This is a genomic window from Flexivirga sp. G2 (assembly GCF_055397625.1).
Genome location: NZ_AP039675.1, coordinates 3,960,263 through 3,976,936, shown reverse-complemented (window position 1 = coordinate 3,976,936; position 16,674 = coordinate 3,960,263). Strand labels below are relative to the sequence as shown.

Annotated in this window: 18 protein-coding genes; 16 read left to right on the top strand and 2 right to left on the bottom strand. The window is 69.1% G+C overall.

The window, feature by feature from the left end; genetic code table 11:
- Window positions 1–85 precede the first annotated feature (85 nt).
- The 9 genes from ACZ50J_RS19210 (at window position 86) to ACZ50J_RS19170 (ending at window position 7,480) form a co-directional block, all read left to right on the top strand.
- Entirely contained in the window at window positions 86–1,048 is a 963-nt protein-coding gene (locus tag ACZ50J_RS19210) for a proline dehydrogenase family protein (RefSeq protein ID WP_464298758.1), read from the top strand.
- Window positions 1,049–1,053: 5 nt separating this feature from the next.
- Window positions 1,054–1,884, top strand: a complete 831-nt coding sequence (gene proC / locus ACZ50J_RS19205) for a pyrroline-5-carboxylate reductase (protein ID WP_464298757.1) — start codon at window positions 1,054–1,056, stop codon at window positions 1,882–1,884.
- Window positions 1,885–1,966: 82 nt separating this feature from the next.
- A complete protein-coding gene (locus ACZ50J_RS19200; protein WP_464298756.1) occupies window positions 1,967–2,512 on the top strand; it encodes a GNAT family N-acetyltransferase in 546 nt (181 codons plus the stop codon).
- Window positions 2,513–2,601: 89 nt separating this feature from the next.
- Complete coding sequence (locus ACZ50J_RS19195) at window positions 2,602–3,735, top strand: acetoin utilization protein AcuC (protein WP_464301373.1); 1,134 nt, start codon at window positions 2,602–2,604, stop codon at window positions 3,733–3,735.
- 494 nt (window positions 3,736–4,229) lie between these two features.
- Window positions 4,230–4,430, top strand: coding sequence for a helix-turn-helix domain-containing protein (locus ACZ50J_RS19190; protein WP_382398018.1), 201 nt, complete (start codon window positions 4,230–4,232; stop codon window positions 4,428–4,430).
- Window positions 4,431–4,601: 171 nt separating this feature from the next.
- On the top strand, window positions 4,602–4,700 hold the full coding sequence (locus ACZ50J_RS19185) for a 30S ribosomal protein bS22 (RefSeq protein WP_082775156.1): 99 nt from the start codon (window positions 4,602–4,604) through the stop codon (window positions 4,698–4,700).
- Window positions 4,701–4,857: 157 nt separating this feature from the next.
- Complete coding sequence (locus ACZ50J_RS19180) at window positions 4,858–5,847, top strand: NAD-dependent epimerase/dehydratase family protein (protein WP_464298755.1); 990 nt, start codon at window positions 4,858–4,860, stop codon at window positions 5,845–5,847.
- Window positions 5,840–7,213, top strand: a complete 1,374-nt coding sequence (locus ACZ50J_RS19175; protein WP_464298754.1) for a lysophospholipid acyltransferase family protein — start codon at window positions 5,840–5,842, stop codon at window positions 7,211–7,213. The genes ACZ50J_RS19180 and ACZ50J_RS19175 overlap by 8 nt, the downstream gene beginning before the upstream one ends.
- Window positions 7,214–7,216: 3 nt before the next feature.
- Window positions 7,217–7,480: a glutaredoxin family protein gene (locus ACZ50J_RS19170; protein WP_464298753.1), complete on the top strand. Its 264-nt coding sequence runs from the start codon at window positions 7,217–7,219 to the stop codon at window positions 7,478–7,480.
- Between the two features lie 96 nt (window positions 7,481–7,576).
- Here ACZ50J_RS19170 and ACZ50J_RS19165 read toward each other — a convergent pair whose 3' ends face one another.
- Entirely contained in the window at window positions 7,577–7,702 is a 126-nt protein-coding gene (locus tag ACZ50J_RS19165; protein WP_464298752.1) for a hypothetical protein, read from the bottom strand.
- A 452-nt stretch (window positions 7,703–8,154) separates the two neighbouring features.
- Between ACZ50J_RS19165 and ACZ50J_RS19160 the strand changes: the two genes are divergently transcribed.
- Genes ACZ50J_RS19160 through hemB form a run of 5 tightly spaced genes read left to right on the top strand, consistent with a single transcriptional unit; the run spans window position 8,155 to window position 13,793 of the window.
- The gene (locus tag ACZ50J_RS19160; protein ID WP_464298751.1) at window positions 8,155–8,823 is read left to right on the top strand and encodes a redox-sensing transcriptional repressor Rex; all 669 of its coding nucleotides are present in this window, start codon (window positions 8,155–8,157) and stop codon (window positions 8,821–8,823) included.
- The gene (locus ACZ50J_RS19155; protein WP_464298750.1) at window positions 8,820–10,121 is read left to right on the top strand and encodes a glutamyl-tRNA reductase; all 1,302 of its coding nucleotides are present in this window, start codon (window positions 8,820–8,822) and stop codon (window positions 10,119–10,121) included. The genes ACZ50J_RS19160 and ACZ50J_RS19155 overlap by 4 nt, the downstream gene beginning before the upstream one ends.
- Entirely contained in the window at window positions 10,118–11,143 is a 1,026-nt protein-coding gene (hemC, locus tag ACZ50J_RS19150) for a hydroxymethylbilane synthase (protein WP_464298749.1), read from the top strand. Before ACZ50J_RS19155 ends, hemC begins: the two co-directional genes overlap by 4 nt.
- Window positions 11,140–12,777: a bifunctional uroporphyrinogen-III C-methyltransferase/uroporphyrinogen-III synthase gene (locus tag ACZ50J_RS19145; protein WP_464298748.1), complete on the top strand. Its 1,638-nt coding sequence runs from the start codon at window positions 11,140–11,142 to the stop codon at window positions 12,775–12,777. The genes hemC and ACZ50J_RS19145 overlap by 4 nt, the downstream gene beginning before the upstream one ends.
- The gene (gene hemB / locus ACZ50J_RS19140; protein WP_464298747.1) at window positions 12,774–13,793 is read left to right on the top strand and encodes a porphobilinogen synthase; all 1,020 of its coding nucleotides are present in this window, start codon (window positions 12,774–12,776) and stop codon (window positions 13,791–13,793) included. The genes ACZ50J_RS19145 and hemB overlap by 4 nt, the downstream gene beginning before the upstream one ends.
- A gap of 155 nt (window positions 13,794–13,948) precedes the next feature.
- Here hemB and ACZ50J_RS19135 read toward each other — a convergent pair whose 3' ends face one another.
- Window positions 13,949–14,479 carry a YceI family protein gene (locus ACZ50J_RS19135; RefSeq protein WP_464298746.1) on the bottom strand — a complete coding sequence of 177 codons (531 nt, stop codon included), beginning with the start codon at window positions 14,477–14,479 and terminating at the stop codon, window positions 13,949–13,951.
- 137 nt (window positions 14,480–14,616) lie between these two features.
- On the opposite strand from ACZ50J_RS19135, the gene ACZ50J_RS19130 reads away from it, so the two are divergent.
- Both ACZ50J_RS19130 and hemL read left to right on the top strand, forming a co-directional pair.
- Window positions 14,617–15,159, top strand: a complete 543-nt coding sequence (locus tag ACZ50J_RS19130; protein ID WP_464298745.1) for a MarR family winged helix-turn-helix transcriptional regulator — start codon at window positions 14,617–14,619, stop codon at window positions 15,157–15,159.
- Window positions 15,160–15,193: 34 nt separating this feature from the next.
- A complete protein-coding gene (gene hemL, locus ACZ50J_RS19125; RefSeq protein ID WP_464298744.1) occupies window positions 15,194–16,594 on the top strand; it encodes a glutamate-1-semialdehyde 2,1-aminomutase in 1,401 nt (466 codons plus the stop codon).
- Window positions 16,595–16,674: the final 80 nt, after the last annotated feature.

The following is a 16,674-nucleotide window of genomic DNA, read 5'->3' as shown; positions in this document are numbered from 1 at the left end:
CCGGCAGGAGGTATGCCGGTCGGCCCCGGGCGCCCGGCGCGCCATACGCTCGGATTCGACAGTCAAGACCGTGAAGGAGCCTCCCGTGATCGACCCCCGCGCAGCGCTGCGACAGGGACTGCTCGGCCTCGGTCGCAGCGATTCCGTGCGGCGGGTGGTCGAACGTGCGCCGGTGAGCCGGTCCGCGCTGTTGCGCCTCGTCGCGGGGGAGGACACCGCCGCCGGCGTCGCGGCGGCGACCGAACTGCTCGCGACCGGGCGGCTCGCGACCCTGAGCTTCCTCGGTGAGGACACCCTCGACGTCGCGCACGCCAGCCGCAACCGCGACGCGCATCTGGCGATGCTGCGCGCGCTGCGGGAGGCTGGTGCGACGCAGGCCGGTGCCGCCGAGGTGAGCATCAAGCTCGGCGCCCTGGGCCGGGCACTGCCGGAGGACGGCGCGAAGATCGCCCTCGACAACGCCCGCCAGATCTGCGAGGCGGCAGCTGCCGCCGGAACCACCGTCACGATCGACACGGAGGACAGCGCCACGGTCGACGCGACCCTGGACGTCGTGCGCGACCTGCGCGCGGATTTCCCGTGGGTCGGGGCGGTGCTGCTGGCCGACCTGCGCCGCACCGAGGCGGACTGCCGTGACCTGGCGACCGCCGGCAGCCGGGTCCGCCTGTGCAAGGGGTCCACCGCCCAGCAGCCGGATTCCGTTGCCTACCAGGCACAGCAGGAGGTGCGGCTGTCGTTCGTGCGCTGCGCGAAGGTGCTGCTGGAGGGCAAGGGGTATCCGATGCTCGCCACCCACGACGCGGACCTCATCGACATCACCCGCTCGCTGGCCGACAAGGAGTTGCGGTCTCCGGAGTCCTTCGAGTTCCAGATGTTCTTCGGCATCCGTCCCGACGAACAGTTGCGACTCACCCGCGCCGGCGTCGCCGTACGCGTCTACGTCCCGTATGGCGACCGCCGCCGCTGGTACCGCTACGCCATGCACCGGATGGCCGAGCGCCCCGCCGACACGATGTTCGTCCGCCGTTCCAGCTCCACGAAAGGTTGATCGAGATGTCCGAAGCAGCAGAGCAGCCGAGCGACTCCCGTATCGCGTTCCTCGGCGTCGGGATGATGGGTGAGGCGCTGCTGGCGGGTGTGGCCCGGGCCGGCAGCAACGTCCGGATCGTCGTGTCCGACCACAGTGCCGAGCGGCAGGCGGCGGTTGCCGAGAAGTACGGCGTGCAGGCCGGCACCGCCGTCGAAGCGGTGGACGGCGCGAGCAGCGTCATACTCGCGGTCAAACCGAAGGACATGGGCGCGTTGCTGCGGGAGGTCGGTGCTCACCTGCAGCCGGGCACGGTGGTCATCTCGGTGGCGGCCGGACTCACCACGGCATACCTGGAGGAGCGGCTGCCCGACGGCACACCCGTCGTGCGTGCCATGCCCAACACCCCGGCGCTGGTCGGCGAAGGTATGACGGCCGTCTCCGCCGGCACGCACTGCAGCGACGACCAGCTGGCTGCGGCGCAGGAGCTGCTCCGTCCGTCCGGCAAGGTGCTCGCCGTGCCGGAGAGCCAACTGGACGCGGTCACCGCGATCAGCGGCAGCGGCCCGGCATACGTCTTCTACGTCGTGGAGGCGATGGTCGAGGCCGGCGTGCTGCTCGGCATCACCCGCGCCACCGCGACCGAACTCGTCGTCCAGACGTTGTATGGCGCAGCCACCATGCTGACCGAGACCGGGGACCACCCCACGCTGCTGCGCGAGCGGGTCTCCAGCCCCGGTGGCACCACGGTCGCGGCGCTGCGACAGCTGGACGATCACAAGGTGCGGGCGGCGTTCGTGACCGCCATGGAAGCGGCCGCCACGCGCTCGGCGGAGCTTGCGGCAGAACAGCACTGAAGACCAATCGTTATCGAGCTCCCGCGCTCCGTTCACCGCACCTGGTGACCGGCGCGAAGGGATACATGGGAGAGTTGTGTCCATGACTGACATCACGGTGCGCGCCCTCGGGGATGAGGAATGGCAGGTTTACCGGGACGTTCGACTGACTGCCCTGCGCGAAGCGCCCGACGCCTTCGCGGCCTCGGTTTCGCAGGAGGAGAAGTTCGACGACGAGTTGTGGCAGGCCCGTGTGAAGCGGTCCCGCCGACTGGTCGCGGAGGACGGCGAGAAGGTCGTCGGAGTCGTCTCGGTCGGTAGCAATCCGAAGAACGACGACGACCGTGTCAGTGAGCTGTTCGGCCTCTGGGTCAACCCGGAGCTGCGCGGCAAGGGTGTCGCCTGGAAGCTCGTCGACGCCGGTGTGCGGCAGGCGCGCCAGGACAACTTCGACTTCGTCCTCTACTGGGTCGGCACCGACAACGGCCGCGCCGTCGCGTTCGCGTCCAGCTTCGGTTTCCGCCCGACCGACGGCCGTCGCCCGATGCAGACATCCACCTCCGACGACGAGGACGTCTCCGAGAACGAAATGGCAATGGTCTACCCGCTGGGTGACGACCCGGGCGCGGTGCCGAGCTCGGTGCTCTGATCGGTCCCGCAGTGACCGCCGCCGACCCCCGGGTACGAGTCGTATGGGGTGAGCAGCTGTCGGCCTACAACTTCGGCCCGCAGCACCCGATGAACCCGATCCGACTCGATCTCACGGCGCGGCTGTGCCGTGCGCTGGGCGTGTTCGACGCCCCGGGTGTGGAGATCGTGGCGCCGTCCATGCCCGAAGACAGCGACGCATTTCTGTCCTGGGTCCATCACGCGGACTACATCGACGCGGTGCGTGCTGCGTCGGCCGACCAGTCGGCGGCGGACCCGGCATACGGGCTGGGCACCGAGGACGACCCTGCGTTCGCCGGCATGCACGATGTGTCGGCGCTGATCGCCGGCTCGACGGTGCGGGTCGCCCAGGACGTATGGCGGGGCGAGATCGACCACGGCGTGAACTTCTGCGGCGGCCTGCATCATGCGATGCCCGGCAAGGCGGCCGGGTTCTGCATCTACAACGACGCCGCGCTGGGCATCCAGTGGCTGCTGGACAACGGCGCGGAACGTGTCGCCTACGTCGATGTCGACGTGCACCACGGCGACGGTGTCGAGCGGGCGTTCTGGAACGACCCCCGGGTGCTGACCATCTCGATCCACGAGACCGGCCGAGTCCTGTTCCCCGGCACCGGTTTTCCCGGTGACACCGGCGGCCCGGACGCCGAGGGCAGTGCCGTCAACATCGCCCTGCCGCCGGGCGCTCGCGACGCCGGCTGGCTGCGGGCGCTGCACGCCGTGGTGCCGTCGCTGCTGCGGGCCTTCGAGCCGCAGGTGCTGGTCACCCAGCAGGGCTGCGACTCGCACTACGCCGACCCGCTCGCGCACATGGCCCTATCGATCGACGCACAGCGCACGGCATACCAGACGTTGCACGAGCTCGCCCACGAACTGACCGGCGGCAAGTGGGTCGCGCTCGGCGGCGGCGGTTACGAACTCATCGACGTCGTTCCGCGCGCCTGGACCCACCTGACGGCGATCGCGGCGCACCGCCCGATCGACCTCGACACCGAGGTCCCTGCCGTATGGCGCGACCACGTCCGGCGCACCTTCGACCGTCCCGGTCCGCCGCGGATGGGGGACGGGCAGGCCGAGAACGGCCACGTCTGGTGGCGCTCGTGGGAGTCGGGCGTCGACCCCGACGACGCGATCGACCAGTCCGTGCTGGCCACCCGGGAAGCAGTTTTCCCGTCGCACGGCCTGGACGTCTGGTTCGACTGAGTCGTTTGCTCAGACTCCTCGCGCGGCGGGTGGGCGGCGCGGCTCGCGAGCTCGCTCGCGCCGCCCACCCGCCGCGGTCGTCGTCTTCGCGGCGGTCGGCTTGTCGTGCGGTTGGCTTCTCGTGCGCTGTCGCCTGCGCGGGCTCGTCGTTCGGACTCGTTGTCGTGCGCTGCCGCCATAAGCCGTCCCCAAGTGCCGACGGTCGGTCTGTCGGGGCGGCGGATCGCGTTGGGGCGGTCCTTAAGTGCCGACGGTCGGTCTGTCGGGACGAAGCTCGGTCACACCGGTAACGCCAGAAACACAGGGCTCAAGGGCCGAAACGCCACATTTTTCTCACCCGTATCGGCGTGTCAGGTGGACTTTTCGTCCACTCAGACTTTCCACAGACACGCCTGACCCTCTATCGTTGCCCAGCAGAACACCTGTGGGACGCCTCGAGCGGCCCACAGCTCGGGTCGACACACGTGTCGCCAATAGAAGGGTTGGCAATAGACATGACCGAAGAGCGTCAGCCGGGCGAGGTCACTTTCATGACCGTCGCCGAGGTCGCCGCAATCATGCGGGTCTCGAAGATGACGGTCTACCGGCTGGTGCACTCCGGCGAGTTGCCCGCGGTGCGGGTCGGTCGATCCTTCCGGGTGCCCGAGGACGCGGTGTCCGAATATCTCAGCCAGTCCTACATGGGCACCGCCTGACAGCGGCAGCCCGGGCCGGCCGCCCTCGATTCGTCGGTGGTCGCAGTGATGGCGTAGCCTTGGGCGGCGAATCGCGTCCCACCGCGGATGTGATGACATCGAGGCTTCGCGTGCCGGTTGCGGCGCTACAGCCCACCGGTTCCATTCAGCAGATTCAGGAAGAGCGTACGCATGGGTTCAGTCGTCAAGAAGCGCCGTAAGCGGATGGCAAAGAAGAAGCACCGCAAGCTGCTTCGCAAGACGCGTCACCAGCGTCGCAACAAGAAGTAAGCGCTGTGCGCGGCCGTCAGGTCGCCCACAACAGACGTGTCAGGAGCCCCGGACAGCCTCAGCGGTCCCGGGGCTTCGTCATACCCGGACGTTGACGAAGTGCACATCTGCGCCGGATAGGATCGGGCGCACAGTAGGTCGATACCGAGGAGGGCCAATGGGTCGGGTTGTGCTGGTCACCGGTGTGTCCCGGCTGGTCGGCGGTATGACGTGCCGCGCTCTCGCGGCCGACCCGACACTCGAGCGCGTCATTGCGGTCGACACGGTGCCGCCGTTGCACAGTCTCGGCCGCGCGGACTTCATCCGGGCCGACATACGCAACCCGATCATGGGCAAGATCCTCGCGCAGGAGAAGGTCGACACCGTCCTGCACCTCGGCGTCATCATGACCCCGAAGCAGGCCGGCGGGCGCACCCTGCAGAAGGAGATCAACGTCATCGGCACGATGCAGCTGCTCGCTGCGTGCCAGAAGGCCGACTCCGTCGAGCGACTGATCGTCAAGTCCTCCTCGTCCGTCTACGGTGCCTCGCCGCGCGACCCGGCGATGTTCACCGAGGACATGGGCGCCCGGCGCAACCCGACCGGCGGCTTCGGCCGCGACTCGGTCGAGGTCGAGACCTACGTGCGCGGGCTCGCCCGGCGCCGTCCCGACATCGACGTCACCATGCTGCGTATGGCGAACCTCGTCGGCCAGGGCCTGCGGACGACCTTCTCCGAATACTTCTCGCTCCCGGCCCTTCCGGTGCCGTTGGGTTTCGACGGCCGGTTCCAGGTCCTGCACATCGAGGATGCCGTCGCCGTGCTGCAGCGGGCGGCAGGCGCCGAGAACCTGTCCGGCACCATCAACGTCGCGGGTGACGGGATGCTCACGGTGCGGCAGGCCGCGCGCATCGCAGGCAAGCCCGTCATACCGGTGCTGGCACAGACCGCGCCGATGATGCAGCAACTCACCGGAATGCTCGGCGGCAGCGGTGCCTTCGATGCCGAGCAGATGCAGTTCCTGCAGTTCGGTCGCGGCATGGACACCACCCGGATGCGCACCATGCTCGACTTCACGCCGGAGCACACCACTCGCGACGCGTTCCGTGAGGTTCTCGGCGCGCCCGGTCGCCGCCACGCCGCCAACCTGGGAGAAGCCCGTGTCTGACGACCAGCCCGCGAGCGCCGGTGGGACCACCGGCCCGCGCCGACCCGCAGCGAAGAAGTCCACGACCTCGGCCGCGGCGAAGTCGCGGGCCAAGAAGACCGCGCCCGCGAAATCCGCGGCCGCGAAGTCCGGTCCGGCCGCCAAGACCGCGGCCAAGAAGACTGCGAAGAAGACGGCCCCTGCCAAGAAGGCCACCGCGAAGAAGGCAACTCCGGCTGTGCAGGCCGCGCCGCCGCTGAAGCGGTCGGCACCGAAGCCGGCCACGCCCGCTCCGGCGGCGAGCCCCCGTCATACCGCTGCTGCCACGAGCAGCCGCCCGTCACGCAAGAACATCAGCGCGACCGCGCGGCGCACTCCCGGGCATCGCAGCCCGGCGCCATCCGGCGGAGCGCCGTCGCTGCGCGTGGTGCCCGATCCACCGGAGACACCGAGCCTCCAGGGTTCCGGTGCCGCCGACTTCGAGGGCATCGTCAACGTCATCGTCGAAGGGCTGCGCAAGGCCGGCAACCTGGTCGGCATCGAGGGCGACGACCTGGAGCGCCGGATCGCCGAGGCGCTCGCGTTCCTGCGGCGCCGGCTGACCGGCGATTACGAGATCGACGACTTCGGCTTCGACCGGGAGTTCACCGATCAGGTCTGGTTGCCACTGTTGCGGCCGCTCTACAAGCGGTGGTTCCGCGTCGAGGTCCGCGGCATCGAGAACATCCCGGACGAAGGCGCTGCCCTCGTGGTCGCCAATCACTCCGGCACACTGCCGATCGACGGCCTGATGACCCAGGTCGCCATACACGACGAGCACCCGAAGCACCGGCACGTGCGCATGCTGGGGGCCGACCTGGTCTTCGAGTCGCCGCTGATCGGTGAGCTCAGCCGCAAGTCCGGCACCACCCTTGCGTCCAACCCGGACATCGAGCGGCTGTTCGCCGCGGGTGAGCTGGCCGCCGTCTACCCCGAGGGGTTCAAGGGCGTCGGCAAGCCGTTCTCCGAGCGCTACAAGCTGCAGCGTTTCGGCCGCGGCGGTTTCGTGTCCGCCGCCCTGCGGGCCGAGGTGCCGATCATCCCGTGCGCGATCGTCGGGGCCGAGGAGATTTTCCCGATGATCGGCAACGTCAAGAGCCTCGCGCGCGTGCTCGGCTTCCCCTACTTCCCGGTGACGCCGTTCTTCCCGCTCTTCGGGCTGGCCGGGATGATCCCGCTGCCCAGCAAGTGGATCATCGAATTCGGAGCCCCGGTCAACACCGACACCTACGGCGCCGCGGCCGCGGACGACCCGATGCTGGTCTTCGACCTCACCGACCAAGTGCGCGAGACCATCCAGCAGTCGCTGTATTCGCTGCTGCTGCAACGCCGTTCGGTCTTCTTCTAAGCGATGTCGGGCCCGCGGATCACCCTCATCGGCAAGCCCGACTGCCACCTGTGCGAGGACGCCCGCGCGATCATCGAGCGGGTCTGTGCCGAGACGGGGGAGAGCTTCGCCGAGCGGAACATCCTCGACGAGCCGGAGCTGATGGCGGCATACGCCGAGCAGATCCCGGTCACCCTGGTCGACGGCAAGCAGCACGACTACTGGCGGGTCGACGAGGCCCGGCTGCGCAAGGCACTGGCGCGGCGGCGGGTCTTCGGCCGGCGCTGACCCGCCCGCCACTCACCCCGCCACTCACCGAGAGGTCACCAGATGCTGTGAGGGCCGCCCTCTCACGACATCTACTGACCTCTCGGCGAGCTGAGGTCAGGCATCGCGGCATACATCGACGATCAGGTTGCCCGGGCCGCGCAGGTATGCCGCTTGTGTTCCCCAATCCGTGGTGAGCGGACCCTCTAACAGTTCGGCGCCGGCGTCCTGGGCACGCTTCACCGCCGCGGGAACATGTTCGACGTGATATGCGAGGTCTCGCTTTGAGGGCCAGCAGAACGTGCGCTGGAGCGCACCTGTTGCAGGTCCTTATCCGGGCAACGCTCAACTCCGACCCTGGACCTGCAGATGGTGCAGATAACGTCGCGCACCATTTGCAGGCCACGGCGGGCTCGCCCTCGATGCCGGCCACCACTCGACCGCTCAGTCCGCGAGACGGGCGTGTCAACCACCGAAACCGTTGCCGTCTCACGTATTGACGCTGTGCCAACAACGCCACATCGCTACCACGAGCACCGCCGACGGGTGACGCCACCCCCGTCTAGCACTTTTGGTCGGAATTAGCGACTTTGTGCCTGCGTTCACAAAGACCTACAGTCAGGGGGTCATTGATCCTCTGTGGCCGGCGTTTGGTATACGCCTGTCCCGCAGCGCATGGAGGAGTCGGAGCGCACGTGAGCACCGCATCGGCCGCCCGCCGGGAGATCCCGGAAGCCACCGTGGCCAGGCTACCTCTGTATCTGCGTGCGCTCGTGTCCCTCAATTCCCGCGGGGTCGAGGTCGTCTCCTCCGAAGCCCTGGCCGAAGCAGCAGGCGTCCGGTCCACCGGTCTGCGCAAGGACCTCTCCCATCTCGGTTCGTATGGCGTGCGGGGCGTCGGCTATGACGTCAGTCGTCTCTCCGACGAGATCTCCCGCGAGCTCGGCCTGCAGCACGACTGGTCCGTCGCGATCATCGGCATGGGAAACCTGGGTCACGCGCTCGCGGCATACGGCGGTTTCGCGACGCGCGGTTTCAGTGTCCGCTGGCTGGTCGACGAGGACCCGGCCGTGATCGGCACCGAGATCGCCGGACTGCAGGTCATCGACTTCGCCGAACTCGCGGACCAGGCGCCGGAGAGCATCATCGCGGTGCTCGCCACGCCGCCGCACGCGGCGCAGCAGGCGGCCGATCGGGTGGTCGAGCTCGGTGTGCGTTCCATCCTCAACTTCGCGCCCTGCGTGATCACCGTCCCGGACGGTGTCGAGGTCCGCAAGGTCGACCTCGCGACCGAGCTGCAGATCCTCGCCTTCCACGAGCAACGCGGTCGGGACGACGAGCTGAGTGAGGAGGCCGTGCAGTGAGCCTCATCGTCATCGGTATGTCGCACCGCACGACCGGCGTCGAGCTGCTGGAGCAGGTCGTGCTGACCGACGAGCAGCGCAACCGCCTGGTGGCCTCGCTCGAGCTGAACGAGCATGTCAACGCGACCGTCGTGGTCTCGACCTGCAACCGCGTCGAGATCTACGCCGACGTCGAGACCTTCCACGGTGCCGTCACCGGCATCACCGAATCCCTTGCCGCCACAACCGGTTTGGCAGTCGGGCAGCTGCGCGACCATCTCTATGTGCACTTCGAGGACCGCGCCGTCGCGCACGCCTTCCAGGTGGCCGGGGGGCTCGATTCGGTCGCGGTGGGTGAGGCGCAGATCCTCGGTCAGTTGCGTGAGGCGATGCGCACCGCGCAGGACGGCGGCCACCTCGATCCGTCGTTGTCGGCGCTCATGCAGCACGCGCTGCGGGTCGGCAAGCGCGTCCACACCGAGACCGAGATCGACACGGTCAGCCGATCCCTCGTCGAGCGGGCGCTGGTCGTCGCGCAGTCGACGCTGGGCGAGGTGAGCGAGCAGCGTGCCCTGGTCGTCGGCGCCGGCGCGATGAGCGGACTGGCTGCACACACCCTGGCCCGCGCCGGCATCGGCAGCCTGACGATCATCAACCGCACGCCGGCCAAGGCGGCCCGCCTGGCCCAGGCGACCGGGGGAGTCGCACGCGACTGGTCGGACCTGCCGGACGCGATCACCGACGCCGATCTGGTGATCTCCTGCACCGGGGCCGTCGGTCATGTGCTCGACGCGGACAACGTCGCCGCCACCGAAACCCCCACGCTGCTGGTCGATCTCGCGTTGCCTCGCGACGTCGACCCGGAGCTCGCAGACCGGCCCGGTATCGCCCTGGTCACCCTGGAGGACCTGAGCGCCGCCGTTGCCGAGGACGCCGAGAAGACCCAGGTGACCGCCGCGCACGATCTGGTGAGTGCCGAGGTCGCGGAGTTCCTCGTCTCACGCCGTGCCGCAGCCGTCGCACCCGCCGTCGCCGAGCTGCGCAAGCGCGCCGCGGACGTGGTGGCCGCCGAGCTGACCCGACTCGAGCAGCGCGCGGACCTTTCCGAGCACGACGCCGCGCAGGTGCAGATGACCGTGCACCGGGTGGTCGAGAAGATCCTGCACACGCCCACGGTGCGCATCAAGCAACTCGCGGGTGAGGAGCAGGGTGGCCAGGACTACGCAGCGTTGCTGCGGATGCTCTTCGACTTGGACCCGCACGAGTCGCGCGTCGCGAACATCCCGCACGGCGAGGTGGCCGGGGGTGAGTCGCGATGAGCCTGATCCGTCTCGGCAGCCGGCGCAGCACCCTGGCATTGACCCAGACCGGCATGATCGCCGACCAGTTGCGGGCGCTCGGCCACGACATCGAGATCGTCGAGATCGTCACCGAGGGCGACACCAATCGCGCCCCGCTCACCCAGCTGGGTGGCACCGGGGTCTTTGCGACCGCCATACGTAATGCGTTGCGGGACAACCGGATCGACCTGACGGTTCACTCGCTCAAGGATCTGCCGACGGCTCCGGCTCCCGGTCTGACGATCGCCGCCATACCTCCTCGCGAGGACCCGCGCGACGTGCTGATCGCCCGCGACGGGCTGACGCTCGGTGAGCTGCCGGCCGGTGCCGTGGTCGCCGGATCGCCGCGCCGGGCCGCTCAGCTCGCCGCGCTCGGGCTCGGTCTCGAGACCCGTGAGGTGCGCGGCAACATCGATCGCCGGATCGACTACGTCCGCAAGGGTGAGCTCGACGGCATCGTGCTGGCCCGGGCCGGCCTGTCGCGTGTCGGCCGGCTGGACGAGGTCACCGAGACCATCGACCCGCTGCAGATGCTGCCGGCGCCCGGACAGGGTGCCCTCGCGTTGGAGATCCGGTCCGACGACACCGAGCTGCACGACATCGTGCGGCAGCTCGACGACGCGGACACGCGCGCGGCCGTCACCGCCGAGCGTGCCGTTCTCGCCCGACTCGAGGCCGGTTGTTCGGCCCCGCTCGGCGCGCTCGCGGAGATCAGCGAGGACGTCGACGGCGGTCTGGAGATCTCCCTGCGCGCGTTCGTCGGTCGCACCGACGGCACCTTCGACCTGCGACGGTCAGTGACCGGACCGTTCGGTGACCCCGAGCGACTCGGCCACGACCTCGCGGAGTTACTGCTCACCGACGGAGCGTTGGCAGCGTTCCCGCCGGATGGGCAAGCACCAGAGCCGACACCCGGCGGACTCTTACCAAGGGACTTATCAAGGGACGCAGATCCCGTCACCGTCCAACACCCCCCAGCGCCGCGGAGCGTGAAGAAGTGAGCACAACAAAGACCCGCAAGACCCTGCCCCAGGTTGCCTTCATCGGCTCCGGGCCGGGCGACCCGTCACTGATCACCGTCCGGGCGGCCAGGTTGCTGCGAGCGGCCGACGTGATCATCATCGATCAGATCGCTCGGGAGGACTTCGTCGCACAGTTCGCCGGCGAGGACGTCGAGATCGTCGATGCCGGGCACGGTGAGACCGGACAGACCCTGACGACGGCGTCCCGGGCGAAGCTCGTCGTGCGCACCGCGAAGGCGGCCGCGCGCACCGACGACACCGTCGGCCTGGTCGTCCGCCTGATGGACGGCGACCCCGCCACCTTCAACGGTCTCGCCGAGGAGTCGATGGCCTGCCACAAAGCCGACATCGCCTTCGAGATCGTGCCGGGCGTCAGTGCGGTGAGCGCGGTCCCGTCATACGCCGGCATCCCGCTGGTCGGCAGCGGTGCACGCACGGTGCACGTGCTGTCCGCGGCCGACGAGAAGACCGACTGGAGCAGCGCGGTCGCGAACGACGCCACCGCGGTCGTCCTCGGCACTGCCGAGTCCGTGCCCGCCGGACTGGCGAAGCTGGCGGCCGCCGGCCGCAACGCCGACACCCCGGTGTCGCTGAGCACTGAAGGCACTACGATCCGCCAGGCGACGCGCGTCACCACCCTCGGTGAGGTCGCCGCGGCGCTGAAGACCCAGCCGCTCGCCGGCCAGGTCGTCGCGGTCGTCGGCTCCGTCGTGGGCCTGCGCGAGCAGCTGTCCTGGTGGGAGACCAAGCCGCTCTTCGGCTGGAACGTCCTGGTGCCGCGCACCAAGGAGCAGTCCGGCACGATGACCGACCGCCTCGCGGCGCACGGTGCATCCAGCGACGTCGTCCCGACGATCAGCGTCGAGCCGCCGCGGACCCCGCAGCAGATGGAGCGGGCGATCAAGGGCCTGGTCACCGGCCGCTACGAGTGGATCGGGTTCACGTCCGCCAACGCGGTCCGCGCCGTGCGTGAGAAGTTCGTCGAATTCGGTCTGGACGCAAGGGCGTTCGCCGGTCTGAAGATCGCCGCGGTCGGCGGCGTGACTGCCGAGTCGCTGCGCGAGTGGGGCCTGGAGCCCGACCTCGTGCCGAGCGAGGAACAGTCCGCCAAGGGACTGCTCGAGGACTGGCCGCCGTATGACGACCTGCTCGACCCGATCAACCGGGTCTTCCTGCCGCGCGCCGACATCGCCACCGACACGCTCGTCGCGGGCCTGCAGGACATGGGCTGGGAGGTCGACGACGTCACGGCATACCGGACGGTCCGTGCGGCTCCGCCGGCACCCGAGGTGCGCGAGGCGATCAAGACCGGCAAGTTCGACGCCGTCTGCTTCACGTCCAGCTCGACCGTGCGCAACCTGGTCGGCATCGCGGGCAAGCCGCACGCCACCACGGTCATCGCCTGCATCGGACCGGCCACCGCCAAGACGGCCGAGGAGCACGGCCTGCGGGTCGACGTGCTGGCCGCCGAGCCGAGCGCCGAAGCGTTGGTCGAGGCCCTCGCGGACTACGGCCGAGGCCTGGCGCTGACCGCAGCCGAGAACGGCGACCAGGTGCGTCGTCCGAGCGAGCGGAAGGCTTCGTCGCGGCGCAAGGCCAAGGCCTCACGATGAGCCGGCACAGTGCAACGAGTGGGAACCCGTGGGCCTTGCCCGCGGGTTCCGCCCGTCCGCGGCGCCTGCGCACGACGCCCGCGATGCGCCGACTGGTCGCCGAGACCCGGCTGGACCCGGCCGAGCTGGTGCTGCCGATGTTCGTCAAGGAGGGCACCGACGCACCGATCCCGTTGCAGTCGATGCCGGGCGTCCAGCAGCACACGCTCGACTCGCTGGTGCAGGCCGGCCGCGAGGCGGTCGACGCGGGTGTGGGCGGCCTGATGGTCTTCGGCGTGCCGGCAGAGCGTGACGAAATCGGTTCCGGTGCAACCGATCCCGACGGCATCCTGAACGTCGCGCTGCGGCGGTTGCGGGACGAGCTCGGCGACGACACCGTGCTGATGTCCGACCTGTGCCTGGACGAGTTCACCTCGCACGGGCACTGCGGTGTGCTGGACGCGCAGGGCCGGGTCGACAACGACGCCACCCTGCAGCGGTATGCCGACATGGCGATCGCGCATGCCGAAGCCGGCGCACATCTCGTCGGACCCTCCGGAATGATGGACGGCCAGGTCGGCGTCATCCGCCGTGCGCTGGACGAGGCGGGGCACACCGACGTCGGGATCCTCGCCTACGCCGTGAAATACGCGTCCGCCGCGTTCGGTCCGTTCCGCGAGGCCGTGGAGTCGGAACTGCAGGGCGACCGCCGGACCTACCAGCAGGACTTCGCCAACCGCACGGACGCGCTGCGCGAGTTGCAGTTGGACCTCGCCGAGGGCGCCGACCTGGTGATGGTCAAGCCGGGGCTGCCCTATTTGGACATCGTCCGGGACGTCCGCGAGATCAGCGATGTGCCGGTTGCGGCATACCAGGTCAGTGGCGAGATGGCGATGATCGAGGCGGCCGGTGCCAACGGCTGGATCGACCGCGACGCCATGGTCATGGAGTCGCTCAGCGCGATCAAGCGGGCCGGTGCGCAGATCATCCTGACCTACTACGCGGTCGAGGTCGCCCGCCGGCTGCGGGGCGCCTGAGCACTCGGCACGACGCGCACACGAAAACGCGAGCGGGACCAGGCACTCGGGGGTATGCCGGTCCCGCTCGCGCGGTTCGTGGGTGTGACGTTCTTCAGGCTGCCACACCTGCTGGTCGGAGTATGCCGATCAGCGTGTTCGATCAGGCCAGTCGCTCAGGCCTTCACGAACTCCAGGTCGAGCGTGATCTTGACCTTGTCGCCGACGACCACGCCGCCACCCTGGAGCGGCATCTCGATGTCCACGCCGAACTCCTTGCGGTTGATCTCGACGGTCGCCTCGAAGCCGGCGCGGGTGTTGCCGTACGGGTCGGGGCCGACGCCACCGAAGTCGACGTCGAAGGTGACGGGCTTGGTGACGTTCTTGATCGTCAGGTCGCCGGTCAGCTCGGTCTCGGTGACCTTGGTCGATTTGAAGGTCATCGTCGGGTGGGTCTCGACCTCGAAGAAGTCGTTGGTGCGCAGGTGGTTGTCGCGGTCGGCGACACCGGTGTTGATGGAGGCCATCTGGACCTCGGCGTTGACGCTGGTCGTCTCCAGCGTGTCACCGACGGTGAGGGTCGCGTCGAACTCGTCGAACTTGCCGCGGACCTTGCTCACCATCATGTGGCGGACCTGGAAGCCGAGCGCGCTGTGCGCCGGGTCGATGTTCCAGGTGCCGGGGGTCAAGCCGTCAAGCGTGCTCATGAGTGCTCCTTGGTAGATGCAGTGACATTGGAAGTCTTCTGGTGCGACTGCCGTTGTGGCAACCATCATGTCCAACATTGATTGATGTTTCAATTATTCCCGATCGGGCAGGTTTTCCGTCGACTTATGCTGTGAGGGTGTCCGAGACCCCATCCGCAGCGCCCGCTCCCGTCATACCCGACGCCATACCCGATGTCGGCGCCGACAGTGACGTGCCCTGGCTGTCCGACGCGGAGCAGGATGCCTGGCGCGCCTACCTGCGCGGCAGCCGTGCGCTCGAGGTGATCCTCGACGCCGAGCTGCAGGCCGCAGGTATGTCGCTCGCCGAGTACGAGCTGCTGTCGATGCTCTCCGAGGCATCGGATCACGTGATGCGGATGAGCCGGCTCGCCGATCAGACCGTGCAGTCCCGCAGTCGCGTCACGCACACCGCCACCCGCCTGCAGCGGCGCGGCTGGGTCGAGCGCCGGCCCGCGCCGGACGACGGTCGCGGCATCCAGTTGCGGCTCACTGACGAGGGATATGCGGCCGTCCGGTCCGCCTCGCGGGTGCACGCCACCGGAGTCCAGCAGCACCTCATCCGGCAGATGGATCCGGCGCTCTTCCAATCCCTCGGCGACGCGATGCGCAAGGTCCGCACGCATCTGCTGGGTGACGCACCGCAAAACTACAACCCGTAGGAGATCGCGCGGTGCCGCCTGAGACAATGGTCGTATGACGAGCACGCCCTCAGAGGAACAACGGCTCAGGCGGATGCTGGGACCCGACGAAGGAGGGGGGCAGCATCCGCAGGACCGGATCCCCGACCGCGTCACCCGCGACGAAGCCTCGGCAGCGCTGCTGCACCGAGCGCGGGCAGTCACCCCCGGCGGCGTCAATTCCCCGGTGCGCGCGTTCCGCGCCGTCGGCGGCACGCCCCGCTTCATCGCCTCCGCGAAGGGGCCGTGGCTGACCGACGTCGACGGCAATCGGTATGTCGACCTGATCTGCTCCTGGGGGCCGATGATCCTCGGGCATGCACATCCGGACGTGCTGGCCGCCGTGCAGGATGCCGCGACCCGGGGCTTCAGCTTCGGCACGCCGAGTGAGAACGAAGTCGCCCTGGCCGAGGAGATCGTCTCGCGGGTGGAGCCGCTCGAGCAGGTCCGCCTCGTCAACAGCGGCACCGAGGCCACCATGTCCGCACTGCGGCTCGCCCGCGGTGCGACCGGGCGCAGCACCGTGGTGAAGTTCGCCGGTTGCTACCACGGGCACGTCGACCCGCTGCTCGCCTCGGCTGGATCGGGCGTCGCGACGTTCGCGCTGCCGGACTCCGCGGGCGTGCCGGCATCTGCCGCTCACGAGACGATCGTGTTGCCCTACAACGACATTCAGGCCGTCGAGGCGGCCTTCGCCGAGCACGGCGACGAGATCGCCTGCGTCATCACCGAGGCATCCCCGGGCAACATGGGCGTCGTCCCGCCCGCGCCCGGCTTCACCAGTGCGCTGCGCCGGATCACCAAGGAGCACGGTGCGCTGCTCATCTCCGACGAGGTGATGACCGGATTCCGCTGCTCGGCCGCGGGCTGGTACGGCCTCGAGGGCGAGCCCGAGGGCGGCGCCCCCGACCTGTTCACCTTCGGCAAGGTCATGGGCGGTGGCTTCCCGGCCGCTGCGTTCGGTGGCCGGGCCGACCTGATGGCGGGCCTCGCACCGGACGGGCCGGTCTACCAGGCGGGCACGCTGTCCGGGAACCCCGTCGCGACGGCAGCCGGACTGGCGACGCTGCGCGGGTGCACGCCGGACGTCTACGACCGCATCGGCGTCGTCGCGCACACGATCGCCGACGCCGCGTCGGCGGCGCTGACCCAGCACGGTGTGCCGCACACGGTGCAATGGGCCGGGTCGATGTTCTCGGTGTTCTTCCGGGACGGCGCGGTCCGCAACTACGAGGACGCCGAGGCGCAGGACACCGCGGCGTTCAGCCGGTTCTTCCAGTCGATGCTCGAGCAGGGCGTGCACCTGCCGCCGAGCTCGTTCGAGTCATGGTTCGTCAGTGCGTCGCACGACGATGCGGCGATCGAGCACGTCCTGGCCGCGCTCCCGGCCGCCGCCGCAGCTGCCGCCGCCTCCTGAGAAAGCGACACAGACTCCGATGTCACACTCCCAGCGTGTTTTCGTATGGCGCCCGGGTTCCGATATGCCTCGCCCCAAGC